We start from the raw sequence: 25,446 nt of genomic DNA on the forward strand, positions 1-25,446 counted from the left end.
CCCGCCGTCCAGGAAGAGATCGTCTCCGCGCTGCGGTTCTGGCTCGACCTGGGCATCGACGGCTTCCGCCTCGACGCCGTCCCCTACCTCTTCGCGGAGGAGGGCACCGACTGCGAAAACCTGCCCGCCACGCATGAGGTGCTGAAGCGGGTCCGGGCGGAGATCGACGCCCACTACCCCGACACCGTCCTGCTCGCCGAGGCCAACCAATGGCCCGAAGACGTCGTCGACTACTTCGGCGACTACAGCGCCGGCGGCGACGAATGCCACATGGCCTTCCACTTCCCGGTCATGCCGCGCATCTTCATGGCCGTGCGCCGCGAGTCCCGCTACCCGGTCTCCGAAATCCTCGCGAAAACCCCGGCGATCCCGTCCGGCTGCCAGTGGGGCATCTTCCTGCGCAACCACGACGAGCTGACCCTCGAAATGGTCACCGACGAAGAACGCGACTACATGTACGCGGAGTACGCCAAAGACCCGCGCATGCGCGCCAACATCGGCATCCGACGCCGGCTCGCCACCCTCCTGGACAACGACCGCAACCAGATCGAACTCTTCACCGCCCTGCTGCTCTCCCTGCCCGGCAGCCCGATCCTCTACTACGGCGACGAGATCGGCATGGGCGACAACATCTGGCTCGGCGACCGCGACGCGGTGCGCACCCCCATGCAGTGGACCCCGGACCGCAACGCCGGCTTCTCCTCCTGCGACCCCGGACGGCTGTACCTGCCGACGATCATGGATCCGGTCTACGGCTACCAGGTCACCAACGTCGAGGCGTCGATGTCGTCCCCCTCCAGTCTGCTGCACTGGACGCGGCGGATGATCGAGATCCGCAAGCAGAACCCCGCCTTCGGCCTGGGCTCCTACACCGAACTGCCCTCCTCCAACCCCGCCGTCATCGCCTTCCTGCGCGAACACGGCGACGACCTCGTCCTGTGCGTCCACAACTTCTCCCGCTTCGCCCAGCCCACCGAACTCGACCTCCAGGCCTTCAACGGACGCCACCCCGTCGAACTCATCGGCGGCGTCCGCTTCCCCGCCATCGGCGAACTCCCCTACCTCCTCACCCTCGCCGGACACGGCTTCTACTGGTTCCGACTCCGCAAGGACATGGCCTAGAAACAGGGAGAAGAAGCAGGTAGGAGTAGAACGGGGGCGGGGCGGTTTCCCCCGCCCCGCCTTGGGCACGCATCAGTAACACCCCGACTCACCCGGTTTCCGGGTCCTGGGGAAAGGACGCGACGCCATGTCGGAAGCCGTCACCCGTTCCGTGCACTCAGCTTCGACGAGTCCAGGCCTCCTTGCGTCCCTCGATCCGCTGCTTCGCGAGTGGCTGCCACGGCAGCGGTGGTTCGCGGGTAAGGGCCGTCCCGTCACCGGGTTCTCGCTGGTGGCGGCCACAGAAGTGCTGCCATGGGACTCGAAGCTGGGGCTGCTGCATCTGCTCGTGCGGGCGCACCAGCCGCTCGTACCGACGCAGAATGCCGCCACGCATCCGGCCGACTGCTACCAGCTCCTGATCGGTGTGCGCGAGACGCTGCCGCCACGGCTGGCGCCCGCGCTGATCGGTCGTCCGACCGAGGGACCGCTGGCGGGACGGACCGTGTACGAGGCTCTGTACGACGCACGGCCCGCCGATGTGCTCCTGGAGGCGTTGCGGTCGCGGGCGCGCGTCGGCGACCTGCGTTTCGAGCGGAACATGCGGCAGGAGATCCGGGACGGTCTGGTGCCGCGGCTGGTGACGGCAGAGCAGTCGAACTCCTCGATCGTCTACGGAGATACGTTCATCCTGAAGCTGTTGCGGCGGATCGTGCCGGGGGACAACCCCGACCTGGAGCTGCCGCTGGTGCTGTCCCGCGAGGGCTGCCCCCGGGTTCCGGCGCCCGCCGGGTGGCTGCTCGCGGACCTGGCCGACGAGACGTACGTACTGGGTGTGCTGCAGCCCTTCGTCCAGGGTGCGGCGGACGGCTGGGAGCTCGCGCTGCGGGAGCTCGCCAAGGGCGAGGACTTCAGCGGTGAGGCGCGGGCGCTGGGGCGGGCCACCGCCGAGGTGCACACGGCGCTGGCGCGGGCGCTGCCCACGATGACCATGGGTCGCGGGCAGCTGGAACTGCTCGTGGACGGTATGACCGAGCGGCTGGAGGCGGCCGCGCAGGCGGTGCCCGCGCTGCGGCCGTACGCACCCGGGCTGCACACCGCCTTCGAGGCGCTCGCCGATCTGGCGGGCGAGGGCGAGACGTGGACGGCCCAGCGGATCCACGGAGATCTGCACCTCGGGCAGTGTCTGCGGTCCCCGTCCGGTGAATGGTCGCTGATCGACTTCGAGGGCGAACCCTCCAAGCCGCTCGCCGAGCGGCGGATGCCGCAGCCGACCGCGCGGGACGTGGCCGGGATGCTCCGCTCCTTCGACTACGCGGCGCACTCGCACACGCCCGTCGTGCCCGGCTGGGCCGATGCCTGCCGGGCGGCCTACTGCTCGGGGTACGCCGAGGCGGGCGGGCGCGATCCGCGTACGGATCCGGTGCTGCTGCGCGCGTACGAGACCGACAAGGCGATCTACGAGGTCGTGTACGAGGCGCGGCACCGGCCCGACTGGCTGCCCGTGCCGATGGAGGCGGTCCGGCGCCTGGCCCTCTCTGGATCGTCGTAGGCGCCCGTACCTCCTTGCCCTCCCCCTCATCACCGTCGACTCCGCCGAGGAGGCTCCACCCGTGACGCCCCGCCCGAACCCGCCCGCCAAGAAGCCGAAGAGCGCGAAGGACAAGGCCGGCAACGGCAAGGCCGCCGCCAAGGCCAAGGCGAAGGCGAAGACCGAGCCCGCGGTCGCGGACCCCGCGGAGCCTGCACGCGATGTGGAGCCGACAGTGCAGGACGCGGAGCCCGTACGCGATGTGGAACCCGTAGAGGTAGAGGCTGCCGCGCCCGTACGTGACGTGGAGCCGCCCGTGCAGGATGTGCGGCCGCTGGCCGTGCTGGACCGGGGTGACCGGGAGCGGCTGCTCGGGGGCGCGCATCACGAGCCGCACTCCGTGCTCGGGGCCCATCCCGTGCCCGGTGGTGTGGTCTTCCGGGTGCTGCGGCCGTACGCGCTGTCCGTGACGGTCGTCACCGGGGAGCTGCGGGCCGAACTGCAGGACGACGGCGAGGGGTTCTTCTCGGCCGTGCTGCCGTTGCGGGAGGTGCCGGCGTACCGGCTGCTCGTGGAGTACGAGGGGACGGTTCAGGAGACCGAGGACGCGTACCGGTTCCTGCCCACGATCGGTGAGTTCGATCTGCATCTGTTCGGCGAGGGGCGGCACGAACAGCTGTGGAAGGCGCTCGGTGCCGAGCCGATGGTGCACGAGGGGGTGAGCGGCACCCGTTTCACCGTGTGGGCGCCCAATGCCCGTGGCGTACGGGTGGCCGGGACCTTCAACTTCTGGGACGCCACGGCCTTCCCTATGCGGTCGCTCGGCTCCTCCGGGGTGTGGGAGCTGTTCATTCCCGGGATCGGGGAGGGCGAGCTCTACAAGTTCGAGATCACCCGGCCCGACGGTTCCAAGACGATGCGGGCCGACCCGATGGCGCGGCGTACGGAGATCCCGCCCGCCACCTCCTCCATCGTGCACGCCTCGCGTCACGAGTGGCAGGACGGGGAGTGGATGGCACGGCGGGCCTCCGACCCGCCGGCCCATGAGGCGCCGTTCTCGGTGTACGAGGTCCATCTGGCGTCCTGGCGACCGGGGTTGACGTACCGTCAGCTGGCCGAGCAACTGCCGGTGTACGTCTCGGACCTGGGCTTCACGCACGTGGAACTGATGCCGGTGGCGGAGCACCCCTTCGGCGGCTCATGGGGCTACCAGGTCACGGGTTTCTACGCGCCCACGGCTCGGCTCGGCACGCCGGACGACTTCAAGTACCTCGTCGACGCGCTGCACCGGGCCGGGATCGGCGTGATCATGGACTGGGTGCCCGCGCACTTCCCGCGGGACGACTGGGCGCTGGCCGAGTTCGACGGCCGGCCGCTGTACGAGCACGAGGATCCGCTGCGGGCGGCGCACCCCGACTGGGGAACCCTGGAGTTCGACTACGGGCGCCGGGAGGTGCGCAACTTCCTGGTCGCCAACGCGGTGTACTGGTGCGAGGAGTTCCACATCGACGGCCTGCGGGTCGACGCGGTGGCGTCCATGCTGTATCTGGACTACTCGCGCGAGCCGGGCCAGTGGACGCCGAACGTCCACGGCGGCCGGGAGAACCTCGACGCGGTCGCCTTCCTCCAGGAGATGAACGCCACGCTGTACCGGCGTGAGCCGGGGGTCGTCACGATCGCCGAGGAGTCGACGGCGTGGGACGGCGTCACTCGGGCCACCCACCACATCGGGCCGGGCGGCTTCGGGGGGCTCGGCTTCGGGCTGAAGTGGAACATGGGCTGGATGCACGACTCGCTCGGCTATGTCTCGCACGAGCCGGTCCATCGCAAGTACCACCACCACGAGATGACGTTCTCCATGGTGTACGCGTACAGCGAGAACTACGTGCTGCCGATCTCCCACGACGAAGTCGTCCACGGGAAGCGGTCGTTGGTGTCGAAGATGCCGGGTGACTGGTGGCAGCAGCGGGCCACTCTGCGGGCGTATCTGGGCTTCATGTGGGCGCATCCCGGCAAGCAACTCCTCTTCATGGGGCAGGAGTTCGCGCAGGGCGCCGAGTGGTCCGAGGCGCACGGGCCCGACTGGTGGCTGCTCGATCCGTCGTACGGGGCAGCCGCCGACCATCAGGGGGTGCGTGATCTCGTCCGGGACCTGAACACCGTGTACCGGCATGCTCCTGCGCTCTGGGAGCGGGACATCGATCCCTCCGGGTTCGCCTGGATCGCGGGGGACGCGGTCGAGGACAACGTCTTCGCGTTCCTCCGCCACGCGGCGGACGGCTCGCCGTTGCTGTCTGTCTCCAACTTCTCTCCGGTGGTGCGGCACGAGTACCGGCTCGGGGTTCCGGATGACGTGCCTGCCTGGCACGAGGTCCTGAACACGGACGTCGGCCGCTACGGCGGGGCCGACGTGACGAACCCCGACCCCGTCAAGCCCGACGCCCAGCCCTGGCACGGCCGCCCGGCCAGCATCCGCCTCACGCTGCCGCCCCTGGCAACGGTGTGGCTCCGCCCGGCATAGCTTTTCTCGCCCCCGCCGCCCCTACCCATTCCCGTCCCAGACTCAGGGGCTCCGCCCCCGAACCCCCGCTCCTCACACGCCGGAGGGGCTGGGGGGAGGGGCTGATGGGGGTGGGTGGGTTGACCGTGGGTGGGTGGGGATCGGCCTGGCGGCCTCGTCCTCAGACGCCGGACGGGCTGATTCGTACGTGTGCGGATGCGCTGTGGCTGGTCGCGCAGTTCCCCGCGCCCCTAGGTCTTTAGGGGCGCGGGGAACTGCGCAATCTTTTAGCCCCTCCGGCGTTTGAGGAGCGGGGGTTCGGGGGCAGCGCCCCCGAGTAGTGACGGGAATGGGTAGGGGCGGCGGGGGCGAAAAGAGTTTTAGCTGCTCAGGGCCTTCGCCAGCGGCAGCGGCAGCGCACCCGTGTGCACGATCCCCAGCGCCTGGGTGGCCCGCGTCAGGGCCACATACAGGTCGCTCGTGCCATAGCGGGCCGGCTCGACCACAAGGACCGCGTCGAATTCCAGACCCTTCGATTGGCGAGGGTCCAGCAGCACGACCGCACGGGTCAGGTCGGGCGCCGCCCCGGCCGTGACCCCGTCGAGCCGAGCGGCCAGAGCCGCATGCAGGTCGCGCGGCGCGATCACCGCGAGCCGCCCCTCCGCGGGAGCCAGCTCCGCGACGGCCTTCTCCACGGCGCCGGGCAGCTCGGCGGCGTCGGCGGCCTCGCGAACCAAGGGACGTACGCCCGTCGAGCGGACCGAACTCGGCGGCTCGAAGTCCGGGTGCTCAGCACGCGGGACGGCCGCCGCCACGTCCATGATCTCGGACGGGGTGCGGTAGTTGACCGCGAGACGGGTGTGCTCCCAGCGGTCCTCGACGTAGGGGTGGAGGATGTCCGACCACGAGCCGACGCCCGCCGCGTCGGCCGTCTGCGCGGGATCGCCGACGAGCGTCATGGACCGCGTGGGGCTGCGGCGCATCAGCAGGCGCCACGCCATCGGCGACAGCTCCTGCGCCTCGTCGACGATGATGTGGCCGAACGCCCAGGTCCGGTCGGCCGCGGCCCGTTCGGCGGCGCTGCGGTGGTCGTCCTCCTCATGGCGCTCGGCCATCCGCTCGGCATCGATGATGTCGTGCGCGGAGAGCACCTCGGCGGCGTCCGGGTCACTGTCCTCCTTGTCCTCGAACTCGTACGTCCTGGAGGCGTAGGACACGTCCAGCACGCCCTGGGCGTAGGCGACCTGCTGGTTGCGTTCGCGCTCCGCGGCGGCCCTCGCCAACCGGTCGTCCTCTCCGAGGAGTTCGGCGGCCTCGTCGAGGAGGGGGACGTCGGCGGTGGTCCAGGCCCGGGTCACCGTACGGCGGATGGCGTTCGCGTCGGCCTCGCAGACGTACGCGTCGGGTTCGGCGAGGAAGTCCGCGATCAGCCGCCGCGGGGTGATGCGCGGCCACAACTGGTCGATGGCGGCCCAGACTTCGCGGTTCTCGGCCAGCTCGTCGCGGATCTGGGTGACGTCGCTCGGGTCGAGCAGGTTCGTGCCGTCGAAGGGGTCCGTGCCGATCCGCTCGGCGAGCATGTCGGTGAGGGTGTTGAGGATGTGGCCCTCGAAGTGCTCCCGGGCCGCGTTGTGCGGCAGGTTCAGCTCGCGGGTGCGGTCACGGGCGACGCGTACGAGACCGGCGTCGAGCATCAGGATGTCCCGGTCGTGCTCGATGGCGATCACCGGGTCGGGCAGCGCCTGACGGTCGCGTACGACCGCGGCGAGGTCGTCGGCCATCTCGGCGCGGCCCTTCACGGCGGCGGCCTCGGGGGTGTCGGACGCGGTCGCCCTCACCCCGGGGTACAGCTCGCCGACGGTCGCGAGCAGCACGCCCGTCTCGCCGAGGGAGGGCAGGACCTCGCCGATGTACCCGAGGAAGGCGGGGTTCGGGCCGACGATCAGGACGGCACGCTTGGCGAGCAACTCCCGGTGTTCGTAGAGGAGATAGGCCGCCCGGTGCAGCGCCACGGCCGTCTTTCCGGTGCCCGGGCCGCCCTCCACCACGAGCACTCCGCGGTGCGGGGCGCGGATGATGCGGTCCTGCTCGGCCTGGATGGTCTGCACGATGTCGCTCATGCGGCCGGTGCGCGCGGAGTTGAGGGCGGCGAGCAGCACGGCGTCGCCGGTCGGGTCCTCGTGCCCGGTGCGCTGCTGGTCCCCCAGGTCGAGGATCTCGTCGTGCAGGGCGGCGACCGAGCGGCCCTCGGTGGTGATGTGCCGACGGCGGCGCAGGCCCATCGGGGTGTGGCCGGTGGCGAGGTAGAAGGGGCGGGCGACCGGGGCCCGCCAGTCGATCAGGATCGGGGTGTGCTCGGTGTCGTCGGCGCGGATGCCGATACGGCCGATGTGGTGGGTGAGTCCCGTGGTCAGGTCGATACGGCCGAAGCAGAGCGAGCCGTCCACCGCGTTGAGCGCGGCGAGCAGGCCGGAGCGCTCGGCGACGAGGATGTCCCGCTCCAGGCGGGCCTGCATCGGCGTGCTGCCCTGCGCGAGCGCGTCCGTCACCGAGGCCTCGGTGCCGCCGCGCAGGGCGTCCACGCGCGCGTACAGACCGTCGATGAATTCCTGCTCGTGCCTCAATTCATCGTCGGTGAATTCTGTGTGTGATCCCCTGTTTGACAATTCCGCTCCCGGCCGGATATACTGCGCCTAGTGAACTTCTTCGCGACCAACTTTCTTGAAGTCGCGAACCATTCAATATACGCAAAGAAATCCCCCTCGGGCAATTGCCCGAGGGGGATTTCTTGTTGACCGGGTCATAGCATGACGTCGGCCAGTTCCTCCAGCAGCCGTCGCTTGGGCCGGGCGCCCACCATCGACTTCACCGGTTGCCCGTCGCGGAACACGATGAGCGTGGGCATCGACAGCACGCCGTACGCGTTCGTGGTCTCCGGGTTCGTGTCCACGTCCAGTTGCACCACCTTGAGCCGGTCGCGCTCCTCGGCGGCGACGGCGCTCAGCACCGGCGCGATCTGCCGGCACGGCGGGCACCAGTCGGCGGTGAACTCCACCAGTACGGGCAGCTCCGCCCCGATCACCTCCGCCTCGAAGTCGGCGTCCGTCACTTCCGCCACACCAGCTGCCTTGATCACTTGAAGGTCCCTCCCAGCTCGCACACCGGCTCCGGACCGCCCGGAACCTCCGCCCCGGCCGCCAGCTCGTCCCTCGACGCCTCCGCCCGCGCCAACTGCTCGCCGACGTGCACACGCACGGCCTGCAACTCGCTGATCAGCGCGTCGAGTTCGCCCAGCTTGCGCCGGTACACGGCGAGCGACGCCGGGCAGGAGTCGCCCTCCGGATGCCCGGCCCGCAGACACTCCACGAAGGGCCGCGTCTCCTCCAGGTCGAACCCGAAGTCCTGCAGCGTCCTGATCTGCCGCAGAAGCCTCAGGTCGTCCTCGTCATAGGTGCGGTACCCGTTGTTCCCCCGCCGCGCGGGCAACAGCCCCCGCGACTCGTAGTACCTGAGGGTCCGCGTGGTGGTCCCGGCCCGCGCCGCCAGCTCGCCGATTCGCATGCGTACGAACGTAGTCCTTGACCCTGGCGTCAAGGCAACGGCGGCGGCAGCAGCGGCTTCCGCTCCACCGGGGACGACAGGAGGATCGACGTCGTCGTACGGCCCAGTGCCGAGGTCTGTTCCAGGACCTCCTCCAGGTGGAGGGTGTCCACGACCGCGACCTTGAGGATCCAGCAGTCCTCGCCGACGACGTGGTGGGCCTCGGTGATCTCGGGGCGGGCGAGCAGCTCCAGGGTCCTCGGGTGCTTCAGCGTGTAGCCGCCGTGCGGGTTGACGCGGATGAAGGCCTGCATGCCGTAGCCGAGGCGCGACGGCGAGACATGCGCGCCGTAGCCGGTGACGGCACCGACGGACTCCAGCCGACGGACGCGTTCGGCGACCGCCGCCGGGGACAGCCGGACCCGGCGGCCCAGCTCGCTCAGCCTGATCCGGCCGTCGCTCTGGAGCAGCTCCAGGATCTGCCGGTCCAGGGCGTCGAAGGCCGCCGACGTTTCGTTGGCGGCGGCTCGCAGCTGCCGTGGTTCCTTCGGTATCGCGGCCGGATCTCCCATGACTCCCCCTTCAGACCTCACTCGTACACCGGAAGAATTATGACCACAGGGTCCACGGAACAGGACCGCGGTGAAGGGCATTACGGGAGGGGCGCCGTGCGCGAGGTGTGTGTCATTGGCGGAAACCGTTATTTCGGCAAGAGGCTGATAGCCAGGCTGATGGCCGCGGGAGACAGGGTCACCGTCATCAATCGCGGCTCGTCGCCGCCTCCCCCGGGAACGATTCATCTCGTCGCCGACCGCAATGACGAGAATTCCCTTGAGAAAGCGCTCGGTTCACGGACTTTCGACGTAGTCGTCGACCAGGTCTGCTACACACCGAGGCAGGCGGAGATCGCCCGCCGGGTCTTCGCGGGACGCACGCGCCGCTATGTGATGACCTCGACGGTCGAGGTGTACGAGTACGAGGACTCGGCGGACCTCGTACGCGAGGACGCCGTGAACCCGCGTACGGTCCCCGTCGATCTCGAACTCCCCTGGGACGACCCGGAGTTCCTCGACACCCACTACGGCGAGGGCAAGCGGCAGGCCGAGGCGGTCTTCGCGGCCGACCCCGAATTTCCGTACGTGACCGTGCGGGTCGCCCATGTGCTGGGCGGGGACGACGACTTCACCGGCCGGCTCGACCACTACACCGAGCGGATCCGCGCGGGCGAGGCGATCGCCGTCCCCGCCACGAACCACCCGGCGACGTACATCCACGTGGAGGAGATCGCCGACTTCCTGGCGTGGGCGGCGGGCGAGCAGTTCACCGGGCCGGTGAACGCCGCGTCCCACGGGGTGCTCACCACCGGGGAGTTGTGCGAGGCGTTGACGGAACACCTTTCGGGCGGGCGAACCGTGCATCAGGCCGTGTTCCGGGCCGTCGAGGTCGGGGAGTTCTCGCCGTTCTCCTTCGCGCGTTCGTACGGGATGGACAACGCGCGGGCCACGCGGCTCGGGTTCGCCTTCGGCAAGGCACGGGAATGGCTGCCGCGTGCGGTTGCGGAGACGCTCGGGAAGGTGAACTGACATGCGATACCGCACAGTTGGCGTGCTGCGGGTGAGTGCCGTGGGGCTCGGTGCGATGCCGTTATCCATCGAGGGCAGGCCGGACGAGGGGCAGGCCATGGCCACGGTTCACGCCGCCCTGGACGCGGGCGTCACGCTCCTGGACACGGCCGACTCGTACCACCTGCCCGGGGACGAGCCCGGGCACAACGAGCGTCTCGTGGCGCGCGCCCTGGCCACGTACGGCGGCGACACCGCCGACATCCTGGTGACCACCAAGGGCGGGCGCGGCAGACCGGCCGACGGGAGCTGGACGGTGACGGGGTCCCCCCGGCATCTGAAGTCGGCGGCGGAGGCCTCCCTCAAGCGGCTGGGCGTCGAGGCGATCGGCCTCTACCAGCTCCACAAGCCCGACCCCGCCGTCCCCTTCGAGGAGTCCGTGGGCGCCCTGCGCGACCTGCTCGACGAGGGCAAGATCCGCTACGCCGGCATCTCCAACACGGACGTCTGCCAGATCCGCCGGGCCCACGCCCTCCTCGGCGACCGGCTGGTCTCGGTCCAGAACCGGTACTCCCCCGCCGTCCGGGACAGCGAGCCCGAACTGCGGCTCTGCGCCGAGCTGGGCCTCGCCTTCCTGCCGTGGAGTCCACTGGGCGGGATATCGCGGAGCTCGCTGGACGGGCCGTTGACGCGGCTGCCGCCCGAAGACCCCGGCGACGCCACCCGCCGTCCCGGCCACTCCACCGGCCCGGGCCACGGCACCGGCTCCGATGCCTTCCACGCGGTGGCTCGTGAGCGGGGCGTCAGCCCTCAACAGGTCTGTCTGGCCTGGCTGTTGGCCCGCTCACCCGTGGTCGTCCCGATCCCGGGCGCCAGTCGGCCAGGCACGATACGGGACTCGGCGGGCGCGGCGGATCTGGAGCTGACGCCGGAGGAGGTGGCGCGGCTGGAGGCGAGGGTGGGCTCCTGAGGGCGTGTCGAGCCGCCCGCCCCGTCCAGGAGGCGCGCCCCTGAGGCGGCGCCCAGGCCGGTGCGTACGCCTCCGGCCGGTGTGGGTGGGCAGAGCGCGCCGTTCCCCGCGCCCCTGACGGGGCACCCAGGCCCGTGCCTACACACCCGGCCGGCCTGGGCTGAGCGCGCCGTTCCCCGCGCCCCTGACGGGGCACCCAGGCCGGTGCGTACACCTCCGGCCGTCGTGGGTTGCTCGCGCCGTTCCCCGCGCCCCTTACGGGGCGTGGCTGGGTAGTCGGTGTCTTTAGGGGCGCGGGGAACTGCGCGATCAGCCACGACGCGCCCGCACCCTGCCGACCACTCCCGCCCACCCAAAAGCCACCGGCCGGTGGGCCCGGTCGGGGAGAACCGGGACCACCGGCCGGTGGCCGGGGTACTGCGGGGCGAGCGGAGCGACCGGGCGGCTGAGCGGCGGGGGATCCACCCAGCCGCCCGGAGTTCTGGGTCGGGGACCGGGCCCGGGGCTAGGCCTTGGCCAGCGTCTTGTCCTCCGGCTGGTCCGGGACCTCCGCCGGGGCGGGAGCGGAACCGTGGCCGTCGTCCAGGAGCGTCGTCTCGTCGAAGGGCAGCTGCCCCGCGAGCACCTGGTCGACGCGGGCCTTGTCGATCTCCTTGGTCCACGTACCGATCAGAACGGTGGCGACCGCGTTGCCGGCGAAGTTCGTCAGGGCGCGCGCCTCGCTCATGAAGCGGTCGATGCCGACGATCAGGCCGATGCCGTCCACCAGCGCGGGCTTGTGGGACTGCAGGCCACCGGCCAGCGTCGCGAGCCCGGCTCCGGTGACACCCGCCGCGCCCTTCGAGGCGACCAGCAGGAAGAGGAGCAGCGGAATCTGCTCACCGATCGACATCGGCGTACCCAGGGCGTCGGCGATGAACAGCGAGGCCATGGTCATGTAGATCATGGTGCCGTCGAGGTTGAAGGAGTAACCGGTCGGAACGGTGATGCCGACGACCGGCTTGCTGACACCCAGGTGCTCCATCTTCGCGATGAGCCGCGGGAGCGCGGACTCGGACGACGAGGTCGACAGGATCAGCAGGAACTCACGGCCCAAGTACTTGAGGAACGTGAAGATGTTGAGCCCGGCCACGATCCTCAGCAGCGCGCCGAGGAAGATGAAGACGAAGAGGAAACAGGTGACGTAGAAGCCGAGCATCAGGACGGCGAGGCTCTTGAGGGCGTCCAGGCCCGCCGAGCCGGTGACCGCGGCGATCGCGCCGAAGGCGCCGATGGGCGCCGCCCACATCACCATGGCGAGGATGCGGAAGACGAGACGCTGGATGTGCTCCACGCCGCGCAGGATCGGCGTACCGGCCGAGCCCATGGCCTGGAGGGCGAACCCGGCGAGCAGCGCGACGAGCAGGGTCTGCAGGACCTCGCCGCCGGTGAAGGCGGAGACGATCGTCGTCGGGATGATCCCGAGCAGGAACTCCTCGGTGTTCTTGGCCTCGGTGACCTGCTCATGACCGGCGTCCTTGATCGCGTCGGTCACCGCGAGGCCCGTGCCGGGCTCCAGGATGTTGCCGACGACCAGGCCGATGGCGAGGGCGACGAACGACATGACCACGAAGTAGCCGAGCGCGATGCCGCCCACCGCGCCGACCTTGGCGGCCTTCCGTACCGAGCCGATGCCCAGCACGATCGTGCAGAAGATGATCGGCGAGATCATCATCTTGATCAGGTTCACGAAGCCGGTACCGATGGGCTTCAGCTCGACCGCGAAATCGGGAGCGATCAGGCCCACGGCGATGCCGGCGGCCACGGCGGCGATCACCGCGATGTACAGGTAGTGGGTGCGGTCCCGCTTGGCAGCGGGAGCGGCAGGTGCCGTACTCGATGTACTGGTCACGGCTGCCCTCCTTGACGACGTCGTCGGCATCATCCGGCGTGCGGCTCACGTCCGGGGGTTGTCGGTGACTATCTCCCGCCTTGTGAGGGCCGTCACCCTTCCGTTCATTTAGTTCGCGCTTATCCGGAGGGGCAGACTGTTTGCATGCGCCTCCCCCGTGCTCCACGCCCCCGCAGCCTGGCTGGTCAGCTCTTTGCCATGCAGGCTGTGCTCGTCGCGGTCGTGGTCGCGGGCTGTGCGCTCTTCACCTACATCAGTGACCGGAGTCAGGCGGAGGACGCGGCGGGACGCCAGGCCATGGCGGTGGCCCGGTCGGTCGCGGACTCCCCGTCCGTGCGGGAGGCCATCCGTACGGACGATCCGACGAAGACGCTCCAGCCGTACGCGACGTCGGTGCAGCGCGACGCCCAGGTCGACTTCGTCACGATCATGAACCCCGACGGCATCCGCTGGACGCACCCCAACAAGGACCTGATCGGCAAGCACTTCCTCGGCAACACACAGCGCGCGCTCCTCGGCCATCCCTTCACCGAGACGTACACCGGCACCCTCGGCGAGTCCGTGCGGGCCGTCACGCCGATATACGACAACGACCGCATCGTCGGCCTCGTCAGCGCGGGTATCAAGGTCGACGAGATCAGTCAGCGGGTCGAGGGCCAGGTGCAGGCCCTGTTCGGCGTCGCGGCGGCCGCCCTGGCCCTGGGGGCCGTCGGTACGTACGTCATCAACGCCCGGCTGCGCCGTTCCACCCACGGGATGAACGCGGCCGAGCTGAGCCGGATGCACGACTACCACGAGGCCGCGCTGCACGCCGTGCGCGAGGGGCTGCTGATGCTGGACGGGCAGTTCCGGGTGGCGCTGATCAACGACGGCGGGCGCGAGCTGCTCGATGTGACCGACGACGTGGTGGGCCGCTCGGTGGCGGACATCGGCCTGCCCACGCCGCTGACGGGGGCCCTGCTGTCCGGGGAGCCGCGCGTGGACGAGGTGCATCTGACCGACTCGCGGGTGCTCGTCGTGAACACCTCGCCGGTGTCGGGCGGCGAGCGCCGGGGCACGGTCGTGACACTGCGCGATGTGACCGAACTGCAGTCCCTGATGGGCGAGTTGGACTCCGAGCGGGGCTTCACCACGGCCCTGCGCTCGCAGGCGCACGAGGCCGCGAACCGCCTGCACACCGTCGTCTCCCTGATCGAGCTGGACCGGGCCGAGGAGGCCGTCGACTTCGCCACGGCCGAGCTGGAACTGGCCCAGGCGCTGACCGACCAGGTCGTCGCGGCGGTCAGCGAGCCGGTACTGGCCGCGCTGCTGCTGGGCAAGACGGCCCAGGCGAACGAGCGCGGCGTCGAGCTGCTGGTCTCCGAGGACAGCAGCATCGACGACGGCCTGCTCCCGGAGTCCCTGCCCTCCCGCGACCTGGTCACGGTCCTCGGCAACCTCATCGACAACGCGGTGGACGCGGCGCAGGGCTCGGCCGGCGCCCGGGTCACGGTCACGGCGATCGCGGACGCGGACGGGCTGGTCCTGCGGGTCGTCGACACCGGTACGGGCGTGGACCCGGCCCACACGGAGGCGGTCTTCCAGCGCGGCTGGTCCACCAAGCCCGCGGGGCCCGGCGGGCGGGGGCTGGGCCTCGCCCTCGTACGGCAGGCGGTGGCCCGGCACGACGGGACACTGACCGTGACGGAGGCCCCGGGCGGCGGCGCGTCCTTCGAGGTACGGCTGCCGCTGCCGACGGCGGGGCGCGGGAGGACTAAGGTCCACGCCGGGCCCGAGTCCGGGTCAGGGGCCGTGGACGGGTCTGGGGACGGGTCCGGCGGCGGTCCTGGGCTCACGCATGAGCCCGCGCCCGAGCCGACGCCGCACGGAGGCACCGTATGAGCACGCCTTCCCCCTCTCGGGACATCCGCGTCCTGGTCGTCGAGGACGACCCCGTCGCGGCGGACGCGCATGTCCTGTACGTGGGGCGGGTGCCCGGTTTCACGGCCGTCGGCAAGGCCCACACGGGCGCGGAGGCCCGCCGGGCGCTGGACCGCCTGCCCGTGGACCTGATCCTCCTGGACCTCCACCTGCCGGACGTGCACGGCCTGCAGCTGGCCCGCTCGCTGCGCGCCGCCGGCCACCACGCGGACGTCATCGCGGTGACCTCGGCGCGCGACCTGACGGTGGTCCGGGAGGGTGTGTCGCTGGGAGTGGTGCAGTACGTACTGAAGCCGTTCACGTTCGCCACCCTCCGTGACCGCCTCGTGCGCTACGCCGAGTTCCACGCGGCGGCCGGCGAGGCCAGCGGCCAGGACGAGGTCGACCGCGCCCTCGCCACCCTCCGGGCCCCCGGTCCGGCGGCCCTGCCCAAAGGGCTGAGCGCCCCCACGCTGGAGCGGGTCACCCGCGCCCTGCGCGACTGCGACGAGGGCCTGACCGCGACAGGAGTCGCCGAGGCCGTCGGCATCTCCCGCATCACGGCCCGGCGCTATCTGGAACACCTGGTGGACGCGGGGAGAGCGGGGCGCAGCCCGCAGTACGGACAGGTGGGAAGACCTGAGCTGCAGTACCGGTGGGTGAAGGGCTAGCCCAACACCCCGGCGTACAGCACGACTTGCACCGTCGGCCCCACTCCTCCTTCGAGCACGGACAGCGTCAACTGCCCTGCGGTGACGTCCTGTTCCGGCACGTCACGATCCCCTTCCGGATGCCCGGCACACCCTGTCGGGCGGGCCCCTCGACAGCACCTTGAGTGTGCGCGGCCGTACGCACTGTGGCGGACTGCTCATGCAAAGTCATTGACCTGGCTGGAGGAGCCCTCTTAGGTTCTCGTGCAGCCCAACCCGGCCACAAAGACGTCGGCCAGCAGGAGGTTGTACCCGTGCGCCCCACAGCCGTTCCACTTCTCCTCGCCACCCTGCTCACCGCCACCGCCCTCAGTGCCTGCGGCAGCGACTCCGGAAGTGATCCGGACACGGTGAAGATCTCCTTCAAACAGTCGACGGACAACTCCGTCAAGGTGATGGACACGTACCTCGCCGACATCAAGGACCAGTTCGAGAAGGCCAACCCCGGCAAGAGGGTGGAGCTCGTCCCGATCAAGGCCCCGGACTCGGAGTACTACACGAAGCTCCAGCAGATGCTCCGCTCGCCGAAGACGGCCCCTGACCTGGTCTACGAGGACACGTTCCTCATCAACTCCGACATCACGAGCGGGTACCTCAAGCCGCTGGACCCGTACCTCGCCAAGTGGGACGACTGGAGCCAGTTCATCGACACGGCGAAGGAGGCGGCGCAGGCCGAGGACGGGAAGACGTACGGCGTTCCCGACGGCACCGACACCCGGGGCCTCTGGTTCGACAAGGCGATCTTCAAGAAGGCCGGGCTCCCCGCCGACTGGCAGCCGGCGAACTGGGCGGACATCCTCGACGCGGCCCGCGCGATCAAGGCGAAGGTCCCGGGCGTCATACCCATGAACATCTACACGGGCAAGCCCGCGGGTGAAGCGGCCACCATGCAGGGCTTCGAGATGCTCCTCTACGGGACGGCCAGCGGGGCCAACGAGAGTCCTCTCTACGACCCGGCGTCCAAGAAGTGGATCACGGGGAGCCAGGGCTTCAAGGACTCTCTCCAGTTCGTCGAGACGGTCTTCAAGGAGAAGCTCGGCCCGGACGTCTCGGACGCCCTCGACCCCAACATCGCGACCAGGGTCCGCGGCGAGTTCCTCCCCGAGGGCAAACTCGGCATCAACCTCGACGGCTCCTGGCTCCCGCAGGACTGGCTGGAGGGCAGCGGCCACGAATGGCCGGAGTGGTCCGAGAAGCTGGGCCTCGCGTACATGCCGACGCAGACCGGCCAGGCGCCGAGCAAGGTGAGCATGTCGGGCGGCTGGACCTGGGCGATCCCGAGCAAGGCGGGCAACCCCGACCTGGCCTTCGAGTTCATCAAGACGATGCAGACGAAGGCGAACGCCCAGAAGTGGTACATCGCCAACTCCGGCATCTCGGTACGCACGGACGTGGCCGAGGACCCGGAGTACGTGAAGGCACAGCCCGGCATCAAGTTCTTCACGGACCTGGTGGCCAGCACGCACTACCGCCCCGCGTATCCCGCGTACCCGAAGGTCTCGACGGCCATCCAGGAGGCGATGGAGGGCGTGACGACGGGCGACAGCTCGGTCGCGGAGGCGGCGAAGGGGTACGACGAGGAGCTGAAGACGGCCACGGACAACCAGGTCATCAAGAAATGACCGGGGCTCGGAAGCACCGGAGCCCTGAGCCCGGCCCGGCAGCATCTGAAGACGACCGGCCGCACCAGAGGATGAGTGAGAAATGATCAGTCGCTCATGACCTCCGCACCTCCGGCGGGCCCCGGCGTGGTGAAGACCGCGCCGGGCCCGGCCGCTCCACCGCCCCCGCCCGGCGGCCGCCGCGATGTCCGCCGTGCCCTGACGCGCGCGCTGCCCGTGTCCCCCGCCGTCGTCCTTCTGCTTCTGTTCCTCGCCGGCCCGATCGCGTACTGCGCGTACATCGCCTTCACGGATCTCCAGCTCACCGGCCAGGCCGAGTCGTCGTTCATCGGCTTCGACAACTTCAAGGCCGCGTTCAAGGACGACGCGTTCCTCAACGCCGTATGGCTGACGCTGGTGTTCACGGTGCTGAGTTCACTGATCGGCCAGAACACGCTGGGCCTGACCCTGGCCGTACTGATGCAGCGCGCGTCGAAGCCGGTCCGTACCGTCACCGGCGGCATCGTCATCGCCGCCTGGGTGCTGCCGGAGGTCGTGGCGGGATTTCTGCTCTACGCCTTCTTCCGCCGCGAGGGCACGCTGAACGCCGTTCTTGACTGGCTCCATCTCCCGTCCCAGAACTGGCTGTTCACGCTCCCGATCCTCGCGGTGTCCTTCGCGAACGTCTGGCGGGGGACGGCCTTCTCGATGCTGGTCTACTCGGCGGCCCTGAACGAGATCCCGAAGGAGATCACGGAGGCGGCGGAGGTGGACGGCGCGGGCGGCTGGCGGCGGATGTGGCACATCACGCTGCCGATGATCCGCCGTTCCATCGGTACGAACCTGATGCTGAACACCCTCCAGACCCTCTCGGTCTTCGGTCTGATCTGGGTGATGACGAGAGGCGGCCCGGGAAACCGCAGCCAGACGCTCCCGCTCTTCATGTACGAACAGGCCTTCCAGAAGAGCATGATCGGCTACGGAACGGCCGTGGCCCTGCTCCTCCTGGTGGTCGGCTCCCTCTTCTCCCTGGTCTATATGCGCCTGCTGCGGACGGAGGTCTGACATGCCCGGCAGTACGACCCTCGCGACCCGCCGCAACAGCCGCCGTTACGCCGCCGACGCGGGCCTTCTCTTCGTGGCGGCCGCGTTCGTCCTCCCCCTCGCCTGGGTCCTGCTCTCGTCGGTGGACCCGAAGGCCGATCTGAAGGTGAAGGTCCCCGACGGCGTCACCCTCGACAACTTCGACGCCGTCCTGAAGCCGGAGATCACGTTCACGCCCCTCCTCAACAGCCTGATCCTGTGCGGCGGGGCGACGCTGCTGACGGTGGTGTGCGCGGCCCTGGCCGCCTACCCGCTGTCCCGCTTCCGCTCCCGCCTGAACCGCCCCTTCCTCCTGACGATCCTCTTCGCGACGAGCCTGCCGATCACGGCGATCATGGTTCCCGTGTACGCCCTGTTCGTTCAGGTGGACCTGATCGACACGATGCAGGGCACGATCTTCTTCTTCGCCGCGTCCCAACTGCCCTTCGCCATCTGGCTGATGAAGAACTTCATGGACGGCGTGCCGAAGGAACTGGAGGAGGCGGCCTGGACGGACGGGGCGTCCTCGTTCCAGTCCCTCCTGCGGATCGTGCTGCCGCTGATGGGCCCCGGCGTGGCCGTGGTCACCGTCTTCTCGTTCGTGATGATGTGGGGCAACTTCTTCGTCCCCTTCATGCTCCTGCTGACCCCGGACCAGATGCCCGCGTCGGTGAGCATCAACGATTTCTTCGGAAACCGCGGAACGGTCGTGTACGGGCAGCTGGCCGCGTTCTCGATCATCTACTCGACACCGGTGGTTTTGTTGTACGTGCTGGTGGCCAGGCGGTTGGGTGGGGGGTTTGCACTGGGCGGGGCGGTCAAGGGGTGAGGGGCCTCACTCGGCGGGTTCGGAAACCTCGGGAAGCACCCCGGGGCGGAACTTCTCCACGCCCACCACATGCCGCACCCGCGTCGGCTCGATCAGGATCATCACGCGCCGTTCTCCCGGCAGCAGCCACGGGTACCGGTCCTCGCCGATGTACTTCAGAGTGAGCCGGTCCATGGCCCGCTCGGCCACCTCGCCCTCGACGAAGCGGACGACCCGCCCGCGGATCTCCACCCTGTCGTAGGGGTTCCCGGTGTCGTGATGGGACAAGGAAACGAACGGATTGCGCCGAAGGTTTTCCTCCTTCACGCGGCCCATCGACGTGTTGACCATGACGTACTCGTCTTCGAGGTCCGCCCACATGGGCGACACCTGCGGCGCCCCGTCCGCGCCGACGGTCGCCAGATGCCAGAAGTTCGGCGCCAGCAGTCGCTCGCGAATATGCCCTTCGATCCTGCTCACGGCGCTTGCCACCTTCGATCCGTCCGTCCGACTCGTCCGCACGAGCCCATGCCCGACATCCTGATCTCCACACCGCCCGGCCACCAGCTGATCTTCGGCCACCCCGAACAGGCCTCGGACAGACATCCGAAACCGTAGGTTCACACGATCCGTATTCCTGGCCGAACAGACCGTAGTCATCGCAGCCCCGCGCCCATACGTTGTGCGCGTGCACCAACCGTCGGCCCAACAGCCCACCCCGCCCTTCGACGCCCAGGCCGCCCGCAAACTGCGCCTCGCCCTGCGCATGGGGCCCGAGCATGTCGCGTACGGCATGCAGGCCTCATTCGGACTGCCCTATGTGACCCCGGACCTGGTCGTCGCCTGGGAGCGGGGCACAGCCGCGCCGAGCAACACCGAACTCACCGCGCTCGCGGGCGTGTTGTGGTGCTCGCCGGGCGATCTCATCGGCGCGCCGCGGACGTTGCGCGAGCACCGGATCGCGCGCGGTCTCGCGGCGGAGGACGTCGCGCGCGCCGTGGGGCTCGAACTCCTCGTGTACGTACGGATGGAGGAGGCCGACGAGTGGCGCGGAAACGAGCGGCAGTCCTCGGCGCTCGCCGAGGTGCTCGACCTCTCCCTGGCGGAGCTCGTCACGGTCACCGGCCGCGAGACGAAGCTGGCGGAGATGCTGCGCAACGCGGTGACGACCCGCTGGCAGGCGTACGTACGCCCGGTGGGCAAGCTGCTGCCGCTGGACCGGCGGCTCGTGGGTGATGTGCTGCGAGCGCTGCACACCGAGTACCAGGGGCAGATGGTGGCCACGCTGAGCTGGAGCGGCGGGGCGGCCGCCGGTGAGGCCGACGACGCGGGCCGGGACTTCCTGGACCGGATCGTCGACCGCTTCTGGTCGGTGGTCCAGCGCAACAGCGCCTGACAGCGCCGACCGGGAGGCCCCGGACCGGGCCCACTCGGCATGACCGTCGGGGCCAACTTGTCACGACCTTCGGGGCCAACTCGTCACGACCGTCCGGGCGGGCCCGTGACGACCGTTCGGGCAACCCGTGACGACCGCCCGGCCCGCCCCCGACGAGCCCCCCTGGAAGGCCCGCCCTCTAGAAGACCGACTCCGCCTCGTCCATCCGGTCCTTCGGGACCGTCTTCAGTTCGGTGGTCGCCTCCGCCAGCGGCACCATCACCACGTCCGTGCCGCGCAGCGCGGTCATCCGGCCGAAGTCGGACCGGTGCGCGGCCTCGACCGCGTGCCATCCGAAGCGCGTCGCCAGCACCCGGTCGTACGCGGTCGGCGTGCCGCCGCGCTGGATGTGGCCGAGGATGACCGGCTTGGCCTCCTTGCCGAGGCGGCGCTCCAGTTCGTAGGCGAGCGCCGTGCCGATGCCCTGGAAGCGCTCGTGGCCGAACTGGTCGATCGCGCCATGGCCGTAGTCCATGGTGCCCTCGGCGGGGTGGGCGCCCTCGGCGACGCAGACGACGGCGAACTTCTTGCCGCGCGCGAAGCGTTCCTCGACCATCTTGACCAGGTCGGCCGGGTCGAAGGCCCGCTCGGGCAGGCAGATGCCGTGGGCGCCGGCGGCCATGCCGGACTCCAGGGCGATCCAGCCGGCGTGCCGGCCCATGACCTCGACGACCATCACGCGCTGGTGGGACTCGGCGGTCGTCTTGAGGCGGTCCATCGCCTCCGTGGCGACACCGACGGCGGTGTCGAAACCGAAGGTGCGGTCCGTCGACGAGATGTCGTTGTCGATCGTCTTGGGGACGCCGACCACCGGCAGGCCCGCGTCCGACAGCATGCGCGCCGCCGTCAGGGTGCCCTCGCCGCCGATCGGGATCAGCACGTCGATGCCGAACTCGCGTGCCATGTCCTGCGCGTTCTCGCAGGCCTCGCGGAGGCGGTCGCGCTGGAGGCGGGAGGAGCCGAGGATGGTGCCGCCGCGGGCGAGGATGCCGCTGACTGCGTCCAGGTCGAGGCCCCGGTAGTGGCCTTCGAGCAGGCCCGCGTAACCGTCCTCGAAGCCGATGACCTCGTCTCCGTAGTTCGTGACGGCTCGGTGCACGACCGACCGGATCACTGCGTTCAGCCCCGGGCAGTCGCCGCCTGCGGTGAGAACTCCGATGCGCATCGTGCTGTGTCTCCTGCTCGCTGTTGGGCTGTTTCTCCTGTGGTACCTGTGAGCCAGTCCGATTGTTTCATGGGCGGCAGGGGGGCGCTGTCCGCGCCCGTCGCGCCTGCGCACGCCCTCGGCGCGCCCCTCACGCCCCCGCTCCCCCTTGGCGGAGCCGCCGTCCGCCCCCGCCGCAACGGGCGTCGTAACCAGGCCCGGAGGTATTGTCAAGAGGGCACAGCCGATGATAACGGCTGCCTTTTTACTGCTGTCGGAGGAAACGGAGAGCACGCGTGACGCGCAGCGTGTACGTGACCGGGATCGACCGAGGAGACGGCCGCCAGGTCATCGAGCTGGGAGTCATGGAGCTCCTGACCCGCCAGGTCGACCGGGTGGGGGTGTTCCGCCCCCTCGTCCACGACGGGCCCGACCGTCTCTTCGAGCTGCTGCGGGCCCGCTACCGGCTGGCCCAGGACCCGACGACGGTCTACGGCATGGACTACCACGAGGCGTCCGCGCTCCAGGCCGAGCAGGGCTCCGACGAGCTGGTCTCGCAGCTCGTCGACCGCTTCCACCGGGTGGCCCGCGACTACGACGTCGTCCTCGTGCTGGGTACGGACTACGCGGACACCCAGTTCCCCGACGAGCTGGCGCTCAACGCCCGGCTGGCGAACGAGTTCGGCGCCGCCGTGATCCCGGTCGTGGGCGGCCGCAACCAGACCTCGGAGTCGGTGCTCGCGGAGACCCGCAACGCGTTCCGCGCCTACGACGGCCTCGGCTGCGACGTACTCGCGATGGTGGTGAACCGGGTCACCCCGGCCGACCGCGCGGAGATACACGAGCGGCTCGACAACCGCCTCCCCGTGCCGTGTTACGTGCTGCCGGACGAGCCCGCGCTCTCCGCGCCGACGGTCGCGCAGATCACCCACGCCCTCGGCGGCAAGGTGCTCCTCGGTGACGACTCGGGGCTCGCACGCGACGCGCTGAACTTCGTCTTCGGCGGCGCCATGCTGCCGAACTTCCTGGGCGCGCTGACCCCGGGCTGCATGGTCGTCACGCCCGGCGACCGCGCCGACCTCGTGGTGGGCGCCCTCGCCGCGCACAGTGCCGGCACCCCGCCCATCGCGGGTGTCCTGCTCACCCTCAACGAGCGGCCGAGCGACCTCGTCCTGACCCTCGCTGCCCGCCTCGCGCCGGGCACGCCGGTGGTCGCGGTCGAGACCGGCTCCTTCCTCACCGCGTCCGAACTCTTCGGCATGGAAGGGAAGTTGAACGCCGCGACACCCCGCAAGGCGGAGCGGGCCCTCGGCCTCTTCGAGCGGTACGTGGACACGGGCGGCCTGCTGAAGCGGGTCTCGGCGCCCAGCAGCGGCCGGGTCACGCCGATGATGTTCGAGCACAAGCTGCTGGAGCAGGCCCGCTCCGACAGGCGTCGCGTCGTGCTGCCCGAGGGCACCGAGGCGCGCGTCCTGCACGCCGCCGAGGTGCTGCTGCGCCGCGGTGTCTGCGACCTCACACTGCTCGGCCCGGTCGACCAGATCCGCAAGAAGGCCGCCGACCTCGGTATCGACCTCGGCGGCGCTCAGCTGATCGACCCGCAGACCTCCGAGCTGCGCGACCGCTTCGCCGAGAAGTACGCCCAACTCCGGTCCCACAAGGGCGTATCCGTCGAGCTGGCGTACGACGTCGTCTCGGACGTGAACTACTTCGGCACGCTGATGGTCCAGGAGGGCCTGGCCGACGGCATGGTGTCCGGGTCCGTGCACTCCACGGCGGCCACCATCCGCCCGGCCTTCGAGATCATCAAGACCAAGCCCGAAGCGTCGATCGTCTCGTCCGTCTTCTTCATGTGCCTCGCCGACAAGGTCCTCGTGTACGGCGACTGCGCGGTCAACCCCGACCCGAACGCCGAGCAGTTGGCCGACATCGCCATCCAGTCGGCCGCCACCGCCGAGCAGTTCGGGGTCGAGGCGCGGATCGCGATGCTGTCGTACTCGACCGGCACGTCCGGCTCGGGCGCGGACGTCGACAAGGTGCGCACGGCAACCGAGCTGGTCCGCTCGCGCCGCGACGACCTGAAGATCGAGGGGCCGATCCAGTACGACGCCGCCGTCGAGCCGACCGTCGCGGCCACCAAGCTGCCGGGGTCGGAGGTCGCGGGACAGGCGTCCGTGCTGATCTTCCCGGACCTCAACACCGGCAACAACACGTACAAGGCCGTGCAGCGTTCGGCCGGCGCGATCGCCGTCGGGCCGGTCCTCCAGGGCCTGCGCAAGCCGGTCAACGACCTGTCCCGCGGCGCCCTGGTCGGGGACATCGTGAATACCGTCGCCATCACGGCGATCCAGGCCCAGGCCGCCCAGCAGGGCCCCTCGGCCGCCTCCCCCTCCACGTCCCCGACCTCGAAGGCTTCCACCCAGTGACCGCCACCCGCGTCCTCGTCCTCAACTCCGGCTCCTCGTCGGTGAAGTACCAGCTGCTCGACATGAGCGACAGCAGCCGACTGGCGGTGGGGCTCGTCGAGCGCATCGGCGAGGAGACCTCCCGGCTGAAGCACACGCCCCTCGCCACCGGCGAGTCCCGCGAGACGACCGGGCCGATCGCCGACCACGAGGCGGCCCTGAAGGCCGTCGCCGAGGAACTGGCCAAGGACGGGCTCGGCCTGGACTCCCCCGAGCTGGCCGCGATCGGCCACCGGGTCGTGCACGGCGGCAGGACCTTCACCGAGCCGACCGTCATCGACGACGCCGTGCTCGCCGAGATCGAGCGCCTCATCCCGGTGGCGCCCCTGCACAACCCGGCCAACCTCACCGGCATCCGTACCGCACAGGCGCTGCGCCCGGACCTTCCGCAGGTCGCCGTCTTCGACACGGCCTTCCACACGACGATGCCGGAGGCCGCGGCCCGCTACGCGATCGACGTGAAGACCGCCGACGAGCACCGCATCCGCCGGTACGGCTTCCACGGCACCTCGCACGCGTACGTGTCCCGCGCGACCGCCGAGCTGCTCGGAAAGGCGCCGGAGGAGGTGAACGTCATCGTGCTGCACCTCGGCAACGGCGCCTCGGCGTCGGCGGTCGAGAAGGGCCGGTGCGTGGACACCTCCATGGGACTGACGCCCTTGGAGGGGCTCGTGATGGGTACGCGGTCCGGTGACATGGATCCCGCGGTCATCTTCCATTTGATGCGTGTTGGCGGGATGTCCACGGACGAGATCGACAATCTTCTCAACAAGAAGAGCGGTCTGATCGGCCTGTGCGGCGACAACGACATGCGGGAGATCCGCCGCCGCATCGACGAAGGCGCCGAGGACGCCGCACAGGCCCGACTCGCCTTCGACATCTACATACACAGACTCAAGAAGTACATCGGCGCGTACTACGCGGTGCTCGGCCGGGTCGACGCGGTGGCCTTCACGGCGGGCGTCGGCGAGAACGCCGCCCCCGTGCGCGAGGCCGCGATCGCGGGCCTTCAGGCGCTGGGCCTGGCGGTCGACGACGAGCTGAACGCCGTACGGTCCGGCGAGCCGCGCCTGATCTCGCCCGAGGGCGCGCGGGTCGCGGTGGCCGTCGTACCGACCGACGAGGAACTGGAGATCGCCGACCAGACCTACGCACTCGTGGGGAACGGGAACGCCTGAGGAGGCGCCGGGGAGCAGCCGACGAGCC

20 protein-coding genes are annotated in these 25,446 nt (G+C 69.9%); 13 read left to right on the forward strand and 7 right to left on the reverse strand.

Annotated elements, in window-relative coordinates:
• The 3 genes from ACIBEI_RS35415 to glgB all read left to right on the forward strand — a co-directional run.
• Positions 1–1,122, forward strand: a 1,122-nt coding sequence (locus ACIBEI_RS35415; RefSeq protein WP_398894488.1) for an alpha-glucosidase C-terminal domain-containing protein, incomplete at its 5' end; no start/stop codon positions are given.
• Positions 1,123–1,249: 127 nt separating this feature from the next.
• The gene (locus ACIBEI_RS35420; protein ID WP_398894489.1) at positions 1,250–2,653 is read left to right on the forward strand and encodes a phosphotransferase; all 1,404 of its coding nucleotides are present in this window, start codon (positions 1,250–1,252) and stop codon (positions 2,651–2,653) included.
• A 61-nt stretch (positions 2,654–2,714) separates the two neighbouring features.
• The gene (glgB, locus tag ACIBEI_RS35425) at positions 2,715–5,153 is read left to right on the forward strand and encodes a 1,4-alpha-glucan branching enzyme (RefSeq protein ID WP_398894491.1); all 2,439 of its coding nucleotides are present in this window, start codon (positions 2,715–2,717) and stop codon (positions 5,151–5,153) included.
• A 359-nt stretch (positions 5,154–5,512) separates the two neighbouring features.
• On the opposite strand, the gene ACIBEI_RS35430 is transcribed toward glgB, so the two are convergent.
• From ACIBEI_RS35430 to ACIBEI_RS35445, 4 genes are all read right to left on the reverse strand, one after another.
• Positions 5,513–7,756: a HelD family protein gene (locus tag ACIBEI_RS35430; RefSeq protein ID WP_398894492.1), complete on the reverse strand. Its 2,244-nt coding sequence runs from the start codon at positions 7,754–7,756 to the stop codon at positions 5,513–5,515.
• A 176-nt stretch (positions 7,757–7,932) separates the two neighbouring features.
• Complete coding sequence (gene trxA / locus ACIBEI_RS35435) at positions 7,933–8,268, reverse strand: thioredoxin (RefSeq protein ID WP_398894493.1); 336 nt, start codon at positions 8,266–8,268, stop codon at positions 7,933–7,935.
• Positions 8,265–8,693 (reverse strand): MerR family transcriptional regulator, encoded by a 429-nt coding sequence (locus tag ACIBEI_RS35440; protein WP_398894494.1) that lies wholly within the window; start codon positions 8,691–8,693, stop codon positions 8,265–8,267. Before ACIBEI_RS35440 ends, trxA begins: the two co-directional genes overlap by 4 nt.
• A 29-nt stretch (positions 8,694–8,722) precedes the next feature.
• Positions 8,723–9,244 (reverse strand): Lrp/AsnC family transcriptional regulator, encoded by a 522-nt coding sequence (locus tag ACIBEI_RS35445; protein WP_398894495.1) that lies wholly within the window; start codon positions 9,242–9,244, stop codon positions 8,723–8,725.
• 96 nt (positions 9,245–9,340) lie between these two features.
• Between ACIBEI_RS35445 and ACIBEI_RS35450 the strand changes: the two genes are divergently transcribed.
• Positions 9,341–10,255: an NAD-dependent epimerase/dehydratase family protein gene (locus tag ACIBEI_RS35450; RefSeq protein WP_398894496.1), complete on the forward strand. Its 915-nt coding sequence runs from the start codon at positions 9,341–9,343 to the stop codon at positions 10,253–10,255.
• A 1-nt stretch (position 10,256) separates the two neighbouring features.
• Positions 10,257–11,204, forward strand: coding sequence for an aldo/keto reductase (locus ACIBEI_RS35455; RefSeq protein WP_398894497.1), 948 nt, complete (start codon positions 10,257–10,259; stop codon positions 11,202–11,204).
• Positions 11,205–11,709: 505 nt separating this feature from the next.
• Here the strand turns inward: ACIBEI_RS35455 and ACIBEI_RS35460 are convergent.
• Positions 11,710–13,095 carry a cation:dicarboxylate symporter family transporter gene (locus ACIBEI_RS35460; RefSeq protein WP_398894498.1) on the reverse strand — a complete coding sequence of 462 codons (1,386 nt, stop codon included), beginning with the start codon at positions 13,093–13,095 and terminating at the stop codon, positions 11,710–11,712.
• Positions 13,096–13,239: 144 nt separating this feature from the next.
• Here ACIBEI_RS35460 and ACIBEI_RS35465 point away from each other — a divergent pair, with 144 nt between their 5' ends.
• From ACIBEI_RS35465 to ACIBEI_RS35485, 5 genes are all read left to right on the forward strand, one after another.
• The gene (locus ACIBEI_RS35465) at positions 13,240–14,976 is read left to right on the forward strand and encodes an ATP-binding protein (RefSeq protein WP_398894499.1); all 1,737 of its coding nucleotides are present in this window, start codon (positions 13,240–13,242) and stop codon (positions 14,974–14,976) included.
• Positions 14,973–15,665 carry a response regulator gene (locus tag ACIBEI_RS35470; RefSeq protein WP_398894501.1) on the forward strand — a complete coding sequence of 231 codons (693 nt, stop codon included), beginning with the start codon at positions 14,973–14,975 and terminating at the stop codon, positions 15,663–15,665. Before ACIBEI_RS35465 ends, ACIBEI_RS35470 begins: the two co-directional genes overlap by 4 nt.
• A gap of 293 nt (positions 15,666–15,958) precedes the next feature.
• Positions 15,959–17,326: an extracellular solute-binding protein gene (locus ACIBEI_RS35475; protein WP_398894502.1), complete on the forward strand. Its 1,368-nt coding sequence runs from the start codon at positions 15,959–15,961 to the stop codon at positions 17,324–17,326.
• Between the two features lie 96 nt (positions 17,327–17,422).
• Complete coding sequence (locus tag ACIBEI_RS35480) at positions 17,423–18,370, forward strand: carbohydrate ABC transporter permease (protein ID WP_398894503.1); 948 nt, start codon at positions 17,423–17,425, stop codon at positions 18,368–18,370.
• 1 nt (position 18,371) lies between these two features.
• Positions 18,372–19,217: a carbohydrate ABC transporter permease gene (locus tag ACIBEI_RS35485; RefSeq protein WP_398894504.1), complete on the forward strand. Its 846-nt coding sequence runs from the start codon at positions 18,372–18,374 to the stop codon at positions 19,215–19,217.
• A gap of 6 nt (positions 19,218–19,223) precedes the next feature.
• Here ACIBEI_RS35485 and ACIBEI_RS35490 read toward each other — a convergent pair whose 3' ends face one another.
• Complete coding sequence (locus tag ACIBEI_RS35490) at positions 19,224–19,676, reverse strand: PPOX class F420-dependent oxidoreductase (RefSeq protein WP_398894506.1); 453 nt, start codon at positions 19,674–19,676, stop codon at positions 19,224–19,226.
• A gap of 202 nt (positions 19,677–19,878) precedes the next feature.
• Between ACIBEI_RS35490 and ACIBEI_RS35495 the strand changes: the two genes are divergently transcribed.
• Positions 19,879–20,592 carry a helix-turn-helix domain-containing protein gene (locus tag ACIBEI_RS35495; RefSeq protein ID WP_398894508.1) on the forward strand — a complete coding sequence of 238 codons (714 nt, stop codon included), beginning with the start codon at positions 19,879–19,881 and terminating at the stop codon, positions 20,590–20,592.
• 178 nt (positions 20,593–20,770) lie between these two features.
• Here the strand turns inward: ACIBEI_RS35495 and ACIBEI_RS35500 are convergent, their stop codons facing one another.
• Positions 20,771–21,796 (reverse strand): ATP-dependent 6-phosphofructokinase, encoded by a 1,026-nt coding sequence (locus ACIBEI_RS35500; RefSeq protein WP_055614533.1) that lies wholly within the window; start codon positions 21,794–21,796, stop codon positions 20,771–20,773.
• A 275-nt stretch (positions 21,797–22,071) separates the two neighbouring features.
• On the opposite strand from ACIBEI_RS35500, the gene pta reads away from it, so the two are divergent.
• Together pta and ACIBEI_RS35510 are read left to right on the forward strand one after the other, a co-directional pair.
• Positions 22,072–24,201 carry a phosphate acetyltransferase gene (gene pta / locus ACIBEI_RS35505; RefSeq protein WP_398894509.1) on the forward strand — a complete coding sequence of 710 codons (2,130 nt, stop codon included), beginning with the start codon at positions 22,072–22,074 and terminating at the stop codon, positions 24,199–24,201.
• Positions 24,198–25,418, forward strand: a complete 1,221-nt coding sequence (locus tag ACIBEI_RS35510; protein ID WP_398894510.1) for an acetate kinase — start codon at positions 24,198–24,200, stop codon at positions 25,416–25,418. Before pta ends, ACIBEI_RS35510 begins: the two co-directional genes overlap by 4 nt.
• The last annotated feature ends 28 nt before the right edge of the window (positions 25,419–25,446 follow it).

Origin of the sequence: Streptomyces sp. NPDC050988, assembly GCF_044456225.1 — a bacterium.
Taxonomy (GTDB): Bacteria; Actinomycetota; Actinomycetes; order Streptomycetales; family Streptomycetaceae; genus Streptomyces.

Bases quoted from the DNA above. Each gene is read 5' to 3' on its own strand.
- ACIBEI_RS35440 (WP_398894494.1), bottom strand. From the start codon at position 8,693: ATGCGAATCGGCGAGCTGGCGGCGCGGGCCGGGACCACCACGCGGACC.
- ACIBEI_RS35500 (WP_055614533.1), bottom strand. From the start codon at position 21,796: ATGCGCATCGGAGTTCTCACCGCAGGCGGCGACTGCCCGGGGCTGAAC.
- ACIBEI_RS35455 (WP_398894497.1), top strand. From the start codon at position 10,257: ATGCGATACCGCACAGTTGGCGTGCTGCGGGTGAGTGCCGTGGGGCTC.
- ACIBEI_RS35470 (WP_398894501.1), top strand. From the start codon at position 14,973: ATGAGCACGCCTTCCCCCTCTCGGGACATCCGCGTCCTGGTCGTCGAG.
- ACIBEI_RS35465 (WP_398894499.1), top strand. From the start codon at position 13,240: ATGCGCCTCCCCCGTGCTCCACGCCCCCGCAGCCTGGCTGGTCAGCTC.
- ACIBEI_RS35480 (WP_398894503.1), top strand. From the start codon at position 17,423: ATGACCTCCGCACCTCCGGCGGGCCCCGGCGTGGTGAAGACCGCGCCG.
- ACIBEI_RS35420 (WP_398894489.1), top strand. From the start codon at position 1,250: ATGTCGGAAGCCGTCACCCGTTCCGTGCACTCAGCTTCGACGAGTCCA.
- ACIBEI_RS35445 (WP_398894495.1), bottom strand. From the start codon at position 9,244: ATGGGAGATCCGGCCGCGATACCGAAGGAACCACGGCAGCTGCGAGCC.
- ACIBEI_RS35485 (WP_398894504.1), top strand. From the start codon at position 18,372: ATGCCCGGCAGTACGACCCTCGCGACCCGCCGCAACAGCCGCCGTTAC.